Origin of the sequence: Acinetobacter terrestris, assembly GCF_004331155.1 — a bacterium.
Classification (GTDB): domain Bacteria; phylum Pseudomonadota; class Gammaproteobacteria; order Pseudomonadales; family Moraxellaceae; genus Acinetobacter; species Acinetobacter terrestris.
The window spans coordinates 259,051-273,809 of record NZ_SJNZ01000001.1 but is presented as its reverse complement, the minus strand read 5'-3'; the positions used below and the strand labels follow the sequence as shown (position 1 = coordinate 273,809).

At 40.0% G+C, this 14,759-nt stretch carries 16 protein-coding genes; 7 read left to right on the top strand and 9 right to left on the bottom strand.

Annotated elements, in window-relative coordinates:
- The 5 genes from E0H81_RS01255 to rubA all read right to left on the bottom strand — a co-directional run.
- Positions 1 to 166: transposase (locus E0H81_RS01255; RefSeq protein ID WP_165492568.1), on the bottom strand; the 166-nt coding region annotated here is incomplete at its 3' end.
- A gap of 237 nt (positions 167 to 403) precedes the next feature.
- Entirely contained in the window at positions 404 to 1,309 is a 906-nt protein-coding gene (oxyR, locus tag E0H81_RS01250; protein ID WP_131315867.1) for a LysR family transcriptional regulator OxyR, read from the bottom strand.
- Between the two features lie 6 nt (positions 1,310 to 1,315).
- Entirely contained in the window at positions 1,316 to 2,260 is a 945-nt protein-coding gene (gene estB, locus E0H81_RS01245; protein ID WP_131315865.1) for an esterase EstB, read from the bottom strand.
- A 56-nt stretch (positions 2,261 to 2,316) separates the two neighbouring features.
- Positions 2,317 to 3,495, bottom strand: a complete 1,179-nt coding sequence (locus E0H81_RS01240; protein ID WP_131315863.1) for an NAD(P)/FAD-dependent oxidoreductase — start codon at positions 3,493 to 3,495, stop codon at positions 2,317 to 2,319.
- Positions 3,496 to 3,564: 69 nt separating this feature from the next.
- Positions 3,565 to 3,729, bottom strand: coding sequence for a rubredoxin RubA (gene rubA / locus E0H81_RS01235; RefSeq protein ID WP_005179369.1), 165 nt, complete (start codon positions 3,727 to 3,729; stop codon positions 3,565 to 3,567).
- 532 nt (positions 3,730 to 4,261) lie between these two features.
- Between rubA and E0H81_RS01230 the strand changes: the two genes are divergently transcribed.
- Positions 4,262 to 4,804 (top strand): adenine phosphoribosyltransferase, encoded by a 543-nt coding sequence (locus E0H81_RS01230; RefSeq protein WP_131315861.1) that lies wholly within the window; start codon positions 4,262 to 4,264, stop codon positions 4,802 to 4,804.
- Positions 4,805 to 4,849: 45 nt separating this feature from the next.
- Here E0H81_RS01230 and E0H81_RS01225 read toward each other — a convergent pair whose 3' ends face one another.
- Entirely contained in the window at positions 4,850 to 5,356 is a 507-nt protein-coding gene (locus tag E0H81_RS01225; RefSeq protein WP_131315859.1) for a YqiA/YcfP family alpha/beta fold hydrolase, read from the bottom strand.
- A 302-nt stretch (positions 5,357 to 5,658) separates the two neighbouring features.
- Between E0H81_RS01225 and E0H81_RS01220 the strand changes: the two genes are divergently transcribed.
- Both E0H81_RS01220 and lysS read left to right on the top strand, forming a co-directional pair.
- A complete protein-coding gene (locus E0H81_RS01220; RefSeq protein ID WP_131315857.1) occupies positions 5,659 to 6,096 on the top strand; it encodes an SRPBCC family protein in 438 nt (145 codons plus the stop codon).
- Positions 6,097 to 6,220: 124 nt separating this feature from the next.
- On the top strand, positions 6,221 to 7,747 hold the full coding sequence (lysS, locus tag E0H81_RS01215) for a lysine--tRNA ligase (protein ID WP_131315855.1): 1,527 nt from the start codon (positions 6,221 to 6,223) through the stop codon (positions 7,745 to 7,747).
- A 340-nt stretch (positions 7,748 to 8,087) separates the two neighbouring features.
- On the opposite strand, the gene trpS is transcribed toward lysS, so the two are convergent.
- On the bottom strand, positions 8,088 to 9,101 hold the full coding sequence (gene trpS, locus E0H81_RS01210) for a tryptophan--tRNA ligase (RefSeq protein WP_131315853.1): 1,014 nt from the start codon (positions 9,099 to 9,101) through the stop codon (positions 8,088 to 8,090).
- Between the two features lie 197 nt (positions 9,102 to 9,298).
- Here trpS and E0H81_RS01205 point away from each other — a divergent pair, with 197 nt between their 5' ends.
- Both E0H81_RS01205 and ypfJ read left to right on the top strand, forming a co-directional pair.
- Positions 9,299 to 10,225, top strand: a complete 927-nt coding sequence (locus E0H81_RS01205; RefSeq protein WP_131315851.1) for a DUF808 domain-containing protein — start codon at positions 9,299 to 9,301, stop codon at positions 10,223 to 10,225.
- A 50-nt stretch (positions 10,226 to 10,275) separates the two neighbouring features.
- Positions 10,276 to 11,181, top strand: coding sequence for a KPN_02809 family neutral zinc metallopeptidase (ypfJ, locus tag E0H81_RS01200; RefSeq protein WP_131268486.1), 906 nt, complete (start codon positions 10,276 to 10,278; stop codon positions 11,179 to 11,181).
- A gap of 61 nt (positions 11,182 to 11,242) precedes the next feature.
- Here ypfJ and E0H81_RS01195 read toward each other — a convergent pair whose 3' ends face one another.
- Entirely contained in the window at positions 11,243 to 11,800 is a 558-nt protein-coding gene (locus E0H81_RS01195; RefSeq protein ID WP_131315849.1) for a hypothetical protein, read from the bottom strand.
- A gap of 235 nt (positions 11,801 to 12,035) precedes the next feature.
- Between E0H81_RS01195 and E0H81_RS01190 the strand changes: the two genes are divergently transcribed.
- Both E0H81_RS01190 and E0H81_RS01185 read left to right on the top strand, forming a co-directional pair.
- On the top strand, positions 12,036 to 13,535 hold the full coding sequence (locus tag E0H81_RS01190; RefSeq protein WP_131268482.1) for a cation:proton antiporter: 1,500 nt from the start codon (positions 12,036 to 12,038) through the stop codon (positions 13,533 to 13,535).
- 81 nt (positions 13,536 to 13,616) lie between these two features.
- On the top strand, positions 13,617 to 13,955 hold the full coding sequence (locus E0H81_RS01185) for an MGMT family protein (protein ID WP_131315847.1): 339 nt from the start codon (positions 13,617 to 13,619) through the stop codon (positions 13,953 to 13,955).
- Positions 13,956 to 14,024: 69 nt separating this feature from the next.
- On the opposite strand, the gene E0H81_RS01180 is transcribed toward E0H81_RS01185, so the two are convergent.
- The gene (locus E0H81_RS01180; protein WP_131315845.1) at positions 14,025 to 14,465 is read right to left on the bottom strand and encodes a universal stress protein; all 441 of its coding nucleotides are present in this window, start codon (positions 14,463 to 14,465) and stop codon (positions 14,025 to 14,027) included.
- Positions 14,466 to 14,759 lie beyond the last annotated feature (294 nt).

Sequence of the window (14,759 nt, the reverse complement as noted above, 5' to 3'; positions counted from 1 at the left end):
TGCCTGCTAAGGTGCCAGTCTTTGCTTTATTATTCCAATTTGAAAGAGTTTGCATTGAAATGCCAAGTTGTCTGGCTGTTTCCGATACATTGCCTTGATTGGCTTCAATCAATTTTATTGCTTCAACTTTAAATTCTGCGGTGTAAGTCTTCTGTTTCTTGCTCATGGTAAACTCCTGATGAGTGTCTATAGTTTACCAAGTTAAAACCTCCTGTTTTCTCAGCACACATCACTCAATTCATCCATGTGTAAGATATTATCTTTTAACTTCAAACTCGGTTTACCGTTGTGGTAAACCTTTTTTATTTCAATAATAGAATTTATTCGAGCGAAAGCCGTGCTCAGCAAGAGAATTGGGCAATAAAAAAAGGAGCAGTTGCTCCTTTTAATGGATCGCTTATTTTTAATGAAGGTTTTGGGTGACTTTTTGCAAAATTTGCAATAGCACGTCAAATTCACTTTGCAATGGGGTGCTTTTACGCGTGACCAAAGCGAGCGTACGACTTGGCGCAGCTTCAACTGCTTTAACCACTAAATCTGGATTCGCTTTAATCATATTGGTATGAATAGCAATTTCAGGAAGCAGGGTAAAGCCTAAATTGGCAGAAACCATTTCAACCAGTGTTGGTAATGAACTGGCCTTTAAACGATGATCATTTTTGCGTTCACCAATTGGGCAGGCACTTAAGACATGATTGCGTAAACAATGACCTTCTTCAAGTAACACTAAACGTGATAAATCCAAATCATCTAAAGTTTTGACATTCAGTGCGTTTTGATCGGTTTTATGATGCACCAAATAAAGATTTTCTTTCGCAATTTCAGCAACTTTTAAACCACGTGTATCAAAAGGCAGTGCCAAAACAATCATGTCCAGATTGCCGTGTTCTAATTTTTCGACAATTTTTTCACTTTGCGCTTCATACAAATGCAATTGAATTTTAGGCAGTTGTTTATGCACTTCATCTAAAAGTTTCGACAAAATAAAAGGTGCAATAGTGGGGATAATGCCTAAATGTAAATCACCAGTTAAAGGCTCGCTCATCTCACGACTTAAACGCATCAGATCTTGAGCATCAGCCAATAAAACACGGGCTCGAGCAACAACCTGCTCTCCAAGCGGAGTTAAACGTACATTTTGGCGGTCGCGTTCAACGAGGACTCCACCTAACAAACGCTCTAACTCCATGATTCCGCCTGACAAAGTCGATTGGGTCACAAATGAACGGCGCGCAGCTTCAGTAAAATGTAGCGTTTCAGACAGTGTAACGAGGTATGACAGCTGTCTTAAAGAGGGTAATGCAGCCATAGTGTCCTAATGTTTTAATTTAAAGTGATCAGCAAATAGTCCGCTAAGATATGGAATAAAATGCGGAGGCATATCATGCCCCATTCCATCAATTAATTCAAACTTAGCATCTGTAATTGCCTTTGCAACTGCTTTGCCATGACTCGGTGGCAGTAAACGGTCACGAGAGCCATGTACCACAAGGGTAGGTTGCTGAATTTGCTTACTCAATTGTAGCAAAGAACCGGTACATAATATTGCTAAAAATTGTTGAAGTACACCCGCTGGATAATAACTTCGTTGATATAATTTACGGGCAGTCTGAATAATCTCAATCTGGTTGATATACCCAGGTGAACCAATAATGTTAAAAACTTTCACGCTATGATTCACGATACCTTCTTCATCCGTCGATTCAGGTCGACCGATCAGGCTAAAAAGCTGTTTTGGAAAAGGCGGTGGCAATAGCGGCTGATTATTACTGGTAAACATTAAACCTAAATTATTGACTTTTTGAGGATGCTTGGCTGCCAGAATTTGTGCAATCATGCCACCCATTGAAGCACCAATCACAGAGACTTTTTCCAGTCCCAAACGATCAATCAGCAGTGCGGCATCTTCTGCCATATCATATAAATTATACGGCGCACCCTGATTTTCCAGACCTAAAGCAAAGCGACCCATCAGTTTTAAGGTGTTGAGTCGGGGTCCTGAATGACGAATTTTAGAGGAAAGACCAATATCGCGGTTGTCATAACGAATGACACGATAACCTTGATCAATCAGTGATTTACAGAAAAAATCAGGCCAAAACAACATTTGCGCACCTAAACCCATAATCAGCATGATTGCAGGATGTTTAGGATTTCCGCCCATTTCTACATGCAGTTCAACGCCATTGCCTAAATTGACTCTGGTTTCATGCATAAAAGAGGTATAGGGAGAGCCTGTAAAGTTGAGTGCGCTATTCATTGTTGTTTTCCTAAAAAAGGACATTTTGCTGAAAAAATGTCCTTTGTATTAAAACCTTAAACTGCTGCAGGAATCAAGTCCGGTACCAGTTTAGTTAGACTTAAACGCTGTTTTGCTGCAGTTGTGCCCAATAAAACAAAACCACGCAAGGTGTTTTGACTATCTACAGCTTTGGCAATCATGCCATCTTCAAGTTCTTCAGTCTCCCAAGTGACATCCACACCCACGGGTGCCGGAAGTACTGTAAGTGGGGCAGCCGGGGTTTTAACGGCCACAGGCATCGCTGGATAATGAACATGGGTTTGTTCACCATTTAAGGTTTTCGCTAAAGCACGTGCCTGTTGCATGATTGGCATCACATAAGGCAACAGCAAACCGTTGACTTCTGCACAGTCGCCAACCGCGTAGATATCGGCCTGGTTGGTTTCTAAATGACCATTGGTTAAAATGCCGCGACTGCAGTGAATATCAGCAGCTTTTGCCAATTCTAAATTCGGCTGTAAGCCGATTGCTGAAAGTACAACATCCGCGACAACAGACTGACCATTGGCTAAAGTAATTTGATAGTCGCCATTTTCAACTTTATTTACTTTTTCAACCGTGGTGCCGAGTACAAAGTGAATGCCAATCGCTTCAAGTTTTTCCTGGAAAGATGCCGCAACATAATCAGGAATCAGACGCCCTAAAGGCTGCGGAGCCAAATCAATGACGGTTACCTGATGTTCTGTGTTTTGCAAGTCATTGGCAAATTCACAGCCGATCAAGCCTGCACCTAAAATCACCACACGTTTATCTTGATGTTGAGCGAGATTTTTACGGAAGGCTTTATAGTGATCCAGATTGTTGACCACGTGAATGTCATCACTACCATCACCGGCAATCGCCAGACGAACCGGGTTTGCACCGACTGCTAGAACCAGCTTTGAATAAGGTTGAATACTTTGTTGTCCATCTTTCTCTAAAACCAGTTGATGCTGTTCAGCTTGAATTTTTTTAACCCAAGTCTGCGCTTCAATACGCATCTTCAGTTGATCACTCATTTTGCTGGCATCACCTAATGCAATTTGCTCAGGTGCTTTTTTTCCGGCTAAAGCATTAGACAGCGTGGGTTTAGCATAGTTTACCGCATCATCTGCACAAATCATGACCAGTTCATGCTCGGGATTTAGCTTACGAAACTCACGCGCTGCGGTATATCCCGCCATACCCGAACCAATGATGACGATAGGATGCATATTTTTCTCCAAACTGTTTTCTATAAGACGTAAAAAAAGACCATTTACTATGGTCTTTGGTATCAATTATTAGATTTCAACCATTTCAAAATCAACTTTTGATACACCACAGTCCGGGCAGGTCCAGTCATCTGGGATATCTTCCCATTTTGTACCTGCGACAATACCATCTTGTGGCCACCCTTCAGCTTCGTCATAAATCCATCCACAAACGATGCATTGATACTTTTTCATTTGACTCTCCAAAACACTGACTTGTTAAAATGTGAAGTCAGTAAAATCCCATATACAGCATGACTCTAATGATATGACTTTCAAGGTACATATTCAGTCAAATTTTTACGCAGTTCTAGCATTAATGTAAAGCAAATATCGGAGTTTAATCGCTGAATTTGAAACCAGAATTGCCTCGCAGGACAAAACTTGTCATAAAAACAGCTAAATAAGGTTTTTGTCTAACAATTTAAATTCAATCTGAATGTCAAAATGTTCATCAATTGTGCAGCTTTGAGAAGCTGAAGAAATGCCTTTATGCTATTGAAAAGTCGGATATAGACTAAGGTCGGGGAGAGAAAATAAACAAATTTTGTTAATTTAAGGTCAGATAAATCTATATTTAATATTTATTTAAAAAACAAATACAATTAAATCAAATACTTATAATGTATTGCTGTGTTTTGAAGCGTTGTAACTATGATCATTTACTGGTCATGAACCTCATAAAGCGTTAAAATTCACATATTCTCTTTTCATTGTCTTTCTCCCCATGAGCAATTTGTCTACAACTTTGTGGTCTCACATTCGTACTGTCCAAGATTTCCCTAAACCGGGTATTTGCTTCTTCGATTTAACCCCCTTGTTTATGAGTAAAATTGAGCCTTTAACCGATGCTCTCATTGCCAGTATTCCTGCTGATAAACTGGAACAGGTAGACAGCTTTGTCGCGGTTGAAGCACGTGGTTTTGTTTTAGCGAGTTTGTTGGCGCAACGTTTGGGCAAAGGCTTATTGCTGGTACGTAAAGCAGGTAAATTACCACCACCGGTTGTTGGCGTAGGTTATAGCCTGGAATACGGCCGGGATCGTCTGGAAATGTCAGCGAATATCGAAGCACAAAAAATTATTATTGTGGATGACGTTTTAGCCACAGGCGGCACTTTAAAAGCGGTGAAACAACTGGTAGACAAATGCAACCATGAAATCCTGGGTGCGAGCATCTTCCTTGATTTACCTGATTTGCACGGCGATTTAGGTTTAGATGTCTGGTCTGTATTAAATGATAAATCTCAGCCAGAACAAGCAGTCGCTTAATCGGTTTGATGTCATAAAAAAGCCTTGGTCAAAACCAGGGCTTTTTTATTTTTTTAGAAAATGCGTTTGCATGTGTTGAATCAGATCATTGATGTTTTCTGGACTGGCTAAACGGTGATGACCACCTTCTAAAGCCTGAACGATCATATAGGGTTCGAGCTGTTCCTGAACGGCATACATATCCAGTATTTCATCGCCTAATTCTAAATAGGCAATCTGTGCAATGTCATGTTCCAGATCATCTTCATTAATGGGTGGGTAATCTTCACGAAAATCCGGATGAAGGCTCGGGTTGGCAATTACCGTTGGAATTTTACACAAGGCAGACATTTTCAAGGCCCAATACGCGCCCAAGCTGTGTCCGACCAGAATTTCAGGCTTGATTTTGGCAATAATATCGCGATAAAAATCGGCGACCGTCTGAAAATTCAGGTTGCGGTAATCTATATCGATGCAATATTTCTGATTGGCATCAATGGCATGGAATTTTGTCGATTCACGCGAGGAATCGAGTCCATGTAAAAACAAGATTTTCGAAGTGCATGTATTCATTGTTTTATAGTTCACGCTGTTTTTATGTACAAAGATAGAAAAGTTGAATCGTTTCCTTTTCAACCATTTTGCTTAAATTATTGTAGGTGACTATGCCGAATAAAGAAGTTAGCTTTTGGTCTAATAAATGGACAGCATAATAGGGGTTAAACCCACTTACAAAATAAATTATTAATTAAAATTAAACAGATAGGAGAATAAGGAAGTTGCTTTAAGCATAGATAACAAAACCTGCCTATCAGGCAAAAATAAATTTGGATAACTTCGTATTTATTAAGATAAATATAAGCTGAGGTGAGCCGATGGAAATTTTAAATTATGAAATTTTGATTCACGCCTCTCCACAAAAGGTGTGGCAGATTCTGTGGGATCCGGACACTTATACCGAATGGACCCAATATTTTGCTCCGGGTTCATCCATGCATTCCGACTGGCAATTAAATGGACGAACTGTTTTTCTCGATGCCAATGGGGATGGCATGGTTTCAACCATTACCGAGCTGGAAGAATTTAAACTGGTGACCTTTAAGCACTTGGGCATGCTGGAAGATGGCATTGAAGATTTAGACAGTGAAGAAGTTAAACAATGGAGCGGTGTTTTAGAAAAATATGTGCTTGAAGATGTAAATGGCTCAACCATGCTGAGTGTAGAACTGGAAACCTCTAAAGATCATGTGGAATTGATGAATAATGGTTTAAAACGAGGTTTTGAGATCGTCAAACAATTGGCCGAAGCCTAAATGTGAAGGAAACAAGGTTGTGTTGAGCAAATCAATACTTGTGTTTGGCAATAAGTCATACGAAATTTATACTAAATCTGCTATCCTATGCAACTTCCGTTTTTTACATATATTCGAGGCAGAGATGACGCAACATAACGCTCAATCGACTTCTGAACAACACATTTCCGAAAACGATTTAATTGCACAGCGTCATGCCAAGTTAAAGCATATTGAAGAACATGCTAAGGAAAAGGGAACCAGCCCTTGGCCGAACACATTCAAGCGTGAACATTACGCTCAAGACTTACAAGAACAATTCGCTGATAAGTCTAAAGAAGAAATTGAAGCGGGTGAAAAGGTTTATGTGAAGGTTGCAGGTCGTGTGATGTTGAACCGTGGTTCATTCATCGTAATTCAAGACATGACTGGCCGTATCCAACTGTATGTTGCACGTAAAGAATTAGATCCAGACGTACTGGCGAGCATTAAAGGCTTAGACCTTGGCGATATTATTGCCGTTGAAGGTTATATTGGCCGTTCAGGCAAAGGCGATCTGTATGTTCATATCGAACATTTCGAGCTTTTAACCAAATCACTTCGCCCACTTCCAGATAAATTCCATGGTTTAAACGATACTGAAATGAAGTATCGTAAACGCTATCTTGATCTGATCGTAAACGAAGAAACTCGTAAAACTTTTGAAATCCGTGCCAAAGTGGTTGCGGGTATGCGTGCGTATTTGGCCAATGAACGTTTCATGGAAGTTGAAACGCCAATGATGCATGTGATTCCAGGGGGTGCTTCTGCGCGTCCATTTGAAACACATCATAATGCATTAGATATGCCTTTATTCTTGCGTATTGCACCTGAACTTTACTTGAAACGTTTGGTTGTGGGCGGTTTTGAACGCGTGTTTGAAATTAACCGTAACTTCCGTAATGAAGGTGTTTCAACACGTCATAACCCAGAATTCACCATGATCGAATTCTACCAAGCCTATGCAGATTACAAAGACTTGATGGCTTTGACTGAAAATATGCTTGAGAAATTAGCGATCGACATTTTGGGTGCGACTGATGTGCCTTATCAAGGTGAAGTATTCAGCTTCAAAGGTCCATTCAAAAAAATCTCAATGTTTGATGCAATTCTTGAACATAACCCTCAGTTCACGCCAGAAAATGTAGCTGACCGTGAATTCCTGGCGAAATTTGTTCAGGAAGAATTGAAAGAGAAAGTTAAACCTGGTTTTGGTCTGGGTAAACTTCAAACTATCGTATTTGAAGAAACCGTTGAAACAAAACTTCGTCAGCCAACATTCATTACTGAATATCCAGCGGAAACTTCACCGCTTGCACGCCGTAATGACAACAACCCACACATTACCGACCGTTTTGAGTTCTTTATTGGCGGCCGTGAATTGGCGAATGGTTTCTCGGAATTGAATGACCCAATTGACCAGGCTGAACGTTTCCAAGCACAAGTTGCAGAGAAAGATGCAGGTGATGATGAAGCGATGCATTACGATGCAGACTTCATTGAAGCGCTTGAATATGGTCTTCCTCCAACAGCCGGTCAAGGTATTGGTATTGACCGTCTGGTGATGTTATTTGCTGATGCAGCCAGTATTCGTGATGTCATTTTATTCCCGCATATGCGTCATAAAAACTAATTTGTTGATGTTAGAAAACCCGCTTTAGAGCGGGTTTTTTTATTGCTTGAAACTTAGTGTGGCTTAAAATTCAGGCAAAAAAATACGCAATGATTGGGGTGATCACTGCGTAGAACAACGAATCTGTTTGCACAGTTTCGGTTAAGGAGAATGTTAGAACTCTAAGAGCCCTAAGCACTGAAAGTATAATAAAATGAATGGTGAGTCATTTCATGATGATTTGAGTAAAGTTGTGTAAATTCAGGTTAATAACCATTGGTTAGTGTGATTTGCTGCTCATTACTTCAGCATAAAAAAAGCCCTTCACTATAGGAAAGGCATTTTTGTAGATTAAGCGCTTTTAGAAATGAAACACGCCTAAACCTGATTTAACTTCATCAAGGGTTTGCTGGGTAATATCGCGACATTTATCTGTACCGGCTTTTAAAATATCCATGATGTAATCAGGATCTTTTTGCAATTCCATACGACGTTCACGAATAGGCGTAATCAATTCTTTTAACACGCCTTCAAGACGTTTTTTCACCGTACCATCGCCCAAACCACCACGACGGTAATGTGCTTTTAATTCTTCAAGTTCTTCTTTGTTGGTATCGAAAGCATCTAAATAAGTAAATACCACATTACCTTCAACCTGACCTGGATCTTCAACACGAAGATGGTTCGGGTCGGTATACATCGCATTGACTGCTTTTTTGATGTCTTTATCAAAAGCATCGAGCACAATGGTATTGCCCAAAGATTTAGACATTTTGGCTTTACCATCAAAACCCGGTAAACGACCGACATTTGAAAGCAATGCTTTGCATTCTGGAAGCAAGTCATGACCAATTTGACGATTCAAACGACGTACAATTTCGTTGGTTTGTTCAATCATTGGAATCTGGTCTTCACCCACAGGCACAACCGTTGCTTTAAAAGCGGTGATGTCGGCTGCTTGTGCTACAGGGTAGCAAAGGAAACCTGCCGGAATATCACGTTCAAAACCACGCATCTGAATTTCAGATTTGATGGTTGGGTTGCGTTCCAAACGTGACACAGTCACAAAGTTTAAATACAACATGGTCAGTTCATTCAATGCAGGCAAGCATGATTGAACACAGATGGTTGTTTTGCTTGGATCAATACCCACGGCTAAATAGTCAGTCGCCACTTCAATAATATTGCGACGTACTTTTTCAAAGTTGTCCGCGTTATCAGTTAAGGCTTGAGCATCGGCAAGGAGGAGATGTTGATGGTGAGAATCTTGTAGTCCTACACGTGAACGTAAAGAACCAACAAAATGACCTAAATGAAGTTGTCCGGTTGGGCGGTCGCCAGTCAAAATAACAGGACGATTGTCTTGATTACTCATTATCTCTCTATTCCAAAGTAGTTAGCACTACACGTATATGCTGATGAATGGCCTTATTGTACGGCATAATGTTTTTCAATGTCAGGCACAATGAAAACACAACATAGAAAAAATAAGAATAATTTAATGAAGTTGATACAGTTTTTTTAAATATTTATCTTTAAAATGCAAGATAGAAACTTTAAGGAAAAATAAGAATGGCGAGTAGCTTATTAATATTATTAGATGATATTGCCACGGTATTGGATGACGTTGCTGTCATGAGCAAGATGGCAGCCAAAAAAACCGCAGGGGTATTGGGAGATGATTTAGCCCTGAATGCCCAACAAGTCAGCGGTGTGCGTTCTGAACGTGAACTGCCTGTGGTTTGGAGCGTTGCCAAAGGTTCTTTTGTTAATAAACTCATTCTTGTTCCTCTAGCCTTGTTGATTAGCGTGGTTGCCCCTTGGCTGATCAATCCTTTGTTGATGATTGGCGGTTTGTTTCTATGTTATGAAGGTGTGGAAAAAGTACTGCACAGTTTGCATCATAAAAAAGCCAAGACCCAAGAAGCTGCCGAAGCAGAACTCACTGCCATTGAAACCGATCTAGCCAAGTTTGAGAAAGATAAAATCAAAGGTGCAATTCGTACCGACTTTATTTTATCTGCTGAAATTGTGGTGATTTCGCTGGGTACGGTGGCGACGGCTACTTTTGGCAGCAAAGTGCTGGTGCTCTCCATCATTGCCATCGTGATGACGGTAGGGGTTTATGGTTTTGTTGCCATGATTGTCAAAATTGATGATCTGGGATTGTATTTAACCGAGCAGGCATCGAGCTTCAAGCAAAGCATTGGACGCGGTTTGCTGGCTTTTGCACCCAAACTGATGAAAACGCTGACCATTGTCGGAACCATTGCAATGTTTCTTGTCGGTGGCGGGATTATTACCCATACCATTCCGTGGTTTCATCATTTAACTGAGAATTCAGTCGATCAGGCGCAACACATTCCAAATATTGGAAATATTATTGGTGCACTTACGCCAACTTTAATCAATTTCGTCATTGGTTTTGTTGCCGGCTTACTGGTTCTATTGGTGATTGCGACCATTCAAAAGTTCTGGCCGAAATCAAAACAGGCATAATCACAAAAGCTCGCTAAATTAAGCGAAAGCAAACTAAAAGGAATATCACTATGCGCTGGAAAGGACGTCGTGTAAGTTCAAATGTGGAAGACCGCCGCGGTGGAGGTGGAGCCAAAGCAGGTGGTATTAGTATTTTAGGCTTAGTGGTGGCATTTGTGGCCTGGAAGTTTTTTGGGGTAGATCCTCAACAAGCTTATCAGGCAACCAAACAGGTGACATCACAATCACAGCCGGCTGAAACCCGAGGTCTGGACAATCCCACTCCTGAACAGCAAGAAGCAATGGATTTTGTCGGGACAGTTTTGGCGGACACGGAAGATACCTGGTCTCAAGTATTTCAGCAGCAACTGAATGGCGAATATGTCGCACCTAAACTGGTGATGTTCAGTGGTGTAGTAAATTCAGGCTGTGGTACGGCGCAATCTGCGATGGGACCTTTTTATTGTCCGGCAGATCAAAAAGTCTATATCGACACTGCCTTCTTTAAAGATATGCGTCAGCAAATGGGCATTTCGGGTGAGCAGAACAGCACGGAACTGTCACGTCAAGATCAGGCCGGCGATTTTGCCCAAGCCTATGTGGTTGCGCACGAAGTGGGGCATCATCTTCAAACGTTGTTAGGTATTTCAGATCAAGTACAAAAAGCACGTGCGCAGTCCAGTCAAGTACAAGGCAATCAACTTTCTGTACGTCAGGAATTGCAAGCGGACTGTTTTGCCGGAATTTGGGCCAACCATAATCAGCAACGTACCCAATTCCTGGAACAAGGTGATATTGAAGAAGCAATGGATGCAGCGCACAAAATTGGTGATGACTATTTACAGAAGCGTTCAACAGGACAGGTGGTTCCAGACAGCTTTACCCATGGTAGTAGTGAGCAGCGCATGAAATGGTTTCAAACCGGTTTGAAATCGGGAAATATCAATGATTGTGATACTTTCAATCAATCCATTTAAAGTGAATAGAGTTAAAGTGAAAAAAAAAGAGGATTTGAAATCCTCTTTTTTATTGAGCGGTTTAGCGCATTAAAAACTGTTTAAAGTTGCGGATAATCCGAATAGAGACATACAGTGCTGCTAGTGCAAACAGAACGATACTAAAAACAATGTATTTTAAACTGGCAATATCCGCCTGATAAAACTGCTGAATTTTTTGCGCAGAATAAGACCATTGTTGCTGCTTTTGAGTACGACTATCTTGATAACGAACATGTTCAATATAATGCTGCTGACCCACCTTTAACAGATCAAGCTGCTGGATTTGTCGGGTATGCAACTGGTTATATTCATCTGTACAGATATCTTGCTGATAATGCTCGCAGGGTAATTTAACAATATAACCATTTTGGGCAATTAAAATAAAAATGGCTTGATCCGGTCGTTTATTATTGGAAATTAAAACCAATTGTTCTTGAGCGGTCGATTTGAGCGAGATGTGTTTGGCTTGCTGAAGCTGTTGATCTGCCTGTAAAATTTCTTTGCTTTTAGAATAGGCACTGAGAAATAAAGCCAAGGTAATGAGAAAAATTACAACTGCAAAAAAAAGTCGAAATATGGTTTTCACTGTTTGATGCATGAATAAATTCAACTTAATGTGGAGATTAAAGAAAGTGTTGCTACACTAAATGCTCAGGTGTTTGTCTATGTTAAATCATTGCTAAAAATATGTAAAAAAACTTAACTATTTTGTTTGCCTTATAAAAAATCGTTAAACTGATTCAGTTCATAAATGTTATCTCATGAAATATTTTACTTGGAAATAGTTGGATGAGTTCGCTTTATTCCCATGAATCGCAAAAATTGGAACCTTAATGGGAAATTTCTTTTTTCTTCAGATTTTTACTGTCATTTTCGCCCTTTCTATTGCCACGACAATTTTTAATAAGCGTGTCTTGGGTTTCCCGCAAGCCATTGGTGTGCCGATTGTTTCAGCCATCTTTGTATTTATTTTACAATGGGGCGCGAGTTTACTCAGTGGTAATCAGTTTATAACAATTAATATCCACAATATTGAAGAAGCGGTTCGTCATATTGACTTTTATGACTTTTTAATTAATGGGGTGATTTGTTTTATCCTGACATCTTCCGCTTTAAAATTTAAAGTTTCGGATTTAAAAAAGCACTGGAAACCGATCAGTATCCTGGCGAGTATTGCGCTGGTACTTTGTGCGGTCTTTTTCGGGGTGGTTTTATACGGATATCAATTTCTGATAGGCAAGCATGTCGATATCCTGGTTCTATTGTTATTAGGAGCTGCGCTGGGTGCAACGGATCCGATTGGGATAAAAGCTGTTTTAAGTTCGGTACGTGCACCGCATCATTTGATTGTAAAACTCGAAGGGGAATCACTATTTAATGATGCCATGTGTATCGCCGTATTCATGACTTTGTTAAATGTATTGCAGGGTGAACATTTTACTATTATCGGTACTTTAGAAACCTTACTCTATGAAATTGTGGTGGCCATTATTATTGGTTGGGGCTTTGGTCTGGGAATTTTAAGATTACTTCGTGGCAAACATGAAATGGAATCTTTAATTTTAACCACTGCATTATTGGCCTGTGGTTCATATCTGGTTGCCTTATTTGCCCATGCTTCTGCACCAATTGCCTGTGTCATTGGCGGCCTGGTTGTGGGCAATAAGTGGAAAGAAATTTTACAGGAACGTGAAATCCGGGAAGTAAACCATTTTTGGCATACCGTTGAAGGGATTATCAATTCATTCCTGTTTACCCTGATTGGTCTGGAACTGTTTATTTTAGATTTAAGCATCAGCTTGATTTTAGGCGGTATTGTTGCCTTTATTATTTTGCATGCTTCACGTTTTGCAGCCAACTACCTATCTTTTGCATTTTTTCCAAATTTTCGCCACAAAAGCTATAACGGTAGTTTGGCCATTTTATCGTGGGGTGGGGTGCGCGGAGGGATTTCGCTGGCCTTGATCTTGGCGGTCGCGAACATTCCTGAACTGAGTGAATATAGCAGTATCTTAATTGGTTATACCTTTATTGCGGTATTATTATCAGGTCTGGTTTGTGGGCTGGGGTTGCCTGCGGTAATGAATGCGTTTTATTACAACCCGAATGAAGAAAAAACGGGCTTTAAAGGTTGGTATCAACGGCTATGCCATAAAATGAACAAAAAAGGTTTTCAGTATATTGTCGGGGAAGATGCCAATGGTAATGAAACCATTACGGTGTATAACCCAGATGATTTAATTGATGAAAAAGCCGAAGATGGTGTTGCGGTCATGCATAATCCGGAAAAGGTAAAAGTAGTGAAACGCTTGGAAAGTCCAGATAATTTCTAATCCTAAAGCCTTGATAGAAGAAGCCTTTAAAGGGCTTTTTTTATGTTTGATAATACTCATTGGATGATTTAAGGACACTCTATGCCACAACATTCCAGTCGTTCTAGTGATGAATTGGCCCGTCAAATCTTGCAGGTAGTTGCCTTAATTCCTTATGGAAAAGTGGCTTCGTACGGACAGATTGCCAAGCTGGCAGGTTTGCCCAGACATGCGCGTCTAGTCGGTTATGTTTTAAAGCATCTGGAAGATGATGCAAAAATTCCTTGGCATCGAGTGATTAATTCGCAAGGAAAAATTAGCCTAAGTAAAGTGGATGATCGTGGTGACAATATTCAACGCTTAAAATTATTAGAAGAAGGCGTGATGGTGATTGGAGATAAGATTAATTTAAAACAATATCAATGGATGAATGATGGATAACAGCAATAAATACGCTGAAGTGAGCGATTTCCCACCTTTAGAAAAAGATGGGAAACGCCAGGCTAATTATTATTCACGAACAATCAGTACAGGAATATGTGATTCACCCAGTAGGCTTTGTGCGACACTGCCGAGGAATAGTTTTTTAAAGCCGGTACGACCATGAGAACCAATGATAATTAGGTCTGCATGACTTTCTTCTGCAGCTTTGACAATTTCACGATGAACCACTTGTCCTTCCAGGAGTTTGGTTTCTACTTCAACTCCTTGTTCATGAAACTTTGCTTTTGCAGCGTCAAGCGACTCTAAAATTGCTGTACGAGCGCGTTCAATTAAATCATTTGTTTGATTGGCAGAGATATATTCCGCTGCGATATAGGGATCGAGTGATAAAACTTGAACCACTGTAACTTTACTGCCAAATGCTTTAGCAAACTCAACCGCTTTTGCAACCGCTGCATATGCAGTTTCTGAACCGTCAACTGGAACAAGAATATTGTGATAAGCCATGGGGAATTTCTCCTTATAATCATTACTTAAATAGATGCTTTTAGCATTATGATTTATTGTGTATTAAAACAGGTTAAAACTTGATGCTAGTTGTATTTCCGATAAAACAAAACCTAGTAATTTCATAGGGATATTTTACTTCCCAAAAAGATTTTATAATTTAATCTAACATGGATTGGTTGGGAAATTAGAGGGGTTAAAACTAAAGTATGATGAAATTGTAAGCAGATTTTTAATTTGAAATTATATGTAAAAAAATAGGCAAACTGCCTTTGAAAATTGTCATATCATAAG

Excerpts from the sequence above, each read along its gene's own strand:
- oxyR (WP_131315867.1), bottom strand. The coding sequence starts at position 1,309 with ATGGCTGCATTACCCTCTTTAAGACAGCTGTCATACCTCGTTACACTG.
- E0H81_RS01225 (WP_131315859.1), bottom strand. The coding sequence starts at position 5,356 with ATGAATACATGCACTTCGAAAATCTTGTTTTTACATGGACTCGATTCC.
- ypfJ (WP_131268486.1), top strand. The coding sequence starts at position 10,276 with ATGCGCTGGAAAGGACGTCGTGTAAGTTCAAATGTGGAAGACCGCCGC.
- rubA (WP_005179369.1), bottom strand. The coding sequence starts at position 3,729 with ATGAAAAAGTATCAATGCATCGTTTGTGGATGGATTTATGACGAAGCT.
- E0H81_RS01205 (WP_131315851.1), top strand. The coding sequence starts at position 9,299 with ATGGCGAGTAGCTTATTAATATTATTAGATGATATTGCCACGGTATTG.
- E0H81_RS01190 (WP_131268482.1), top strand. The coding sequence starts at position 12,036 with ATGGGAAATTTCTTTTTTCTTCAGATTTTTACTGTCATTTTCGCCCTT.
- E0H81_RS01220 (WP_131315857.1), top strand. The coding sequence starts at position 5,659 with ATGGAAATTTTAAATTATGAAATTTTGATTCACGCCTCTCCACAAAAG.
- E0H81_RS01185 (WP_131315847.1), top strand. The coding sequence starts at position 13,617 with ATGCCACAACATTCCAGTCGTTCTAGTGATGAATTGGCCCGTCAAATC.
- E0H81_RS01240 (WP_131315863.1), bottom strand. The coding sequence starts at position 3,495 with ATGCATCCTATCGTCATCATTGGTTCGGGTATGGCGGGATATACCGCA.
- E0H81_RS01180 (WP_131315845.1), bottom strand. The coding sequence starts at position 14,465 with ATGGCTTATCACAATATTCTTGTTCCAGTTGACGGTTCAGAAACTGCA.
- estB (WP_131315865.1), bottom strand. The coding sequence starts at position 2,260 with ATGAATAGCGCACTCAACTTTACAGGCTCTCCCTATACCTCTTTTATG.
- E0H81_RS01230 (WP_131315861.1), top strand. The coding sequence starts at position 4,262 with ATGAGCAATTTGTCTACAACTTTGTGGTCTCACATTCGTACTGTCCAA.
- E0H81_RS01195 (WP_131315849.1), bottom strand. The coding sequence starts at position 11,800 with ATGCATCAAACAGTGAAAACCATATTTCGACTTTTTTTTGCAGTTGTA.
- trpS (WP_131315853.1), bottom strand. The coding sequence starts at position 9,101 with ATGAGTAATCAAGACAATCGTCCTGTTATTTTGACTGGCGACCGCCCA.
- lysS (WP_131315855.1), top strand. The coding sequence starts at position 6,221 with ATGACGCAACATAACGCTCAATCGACTTCTGAACAACACATTTCCGAA.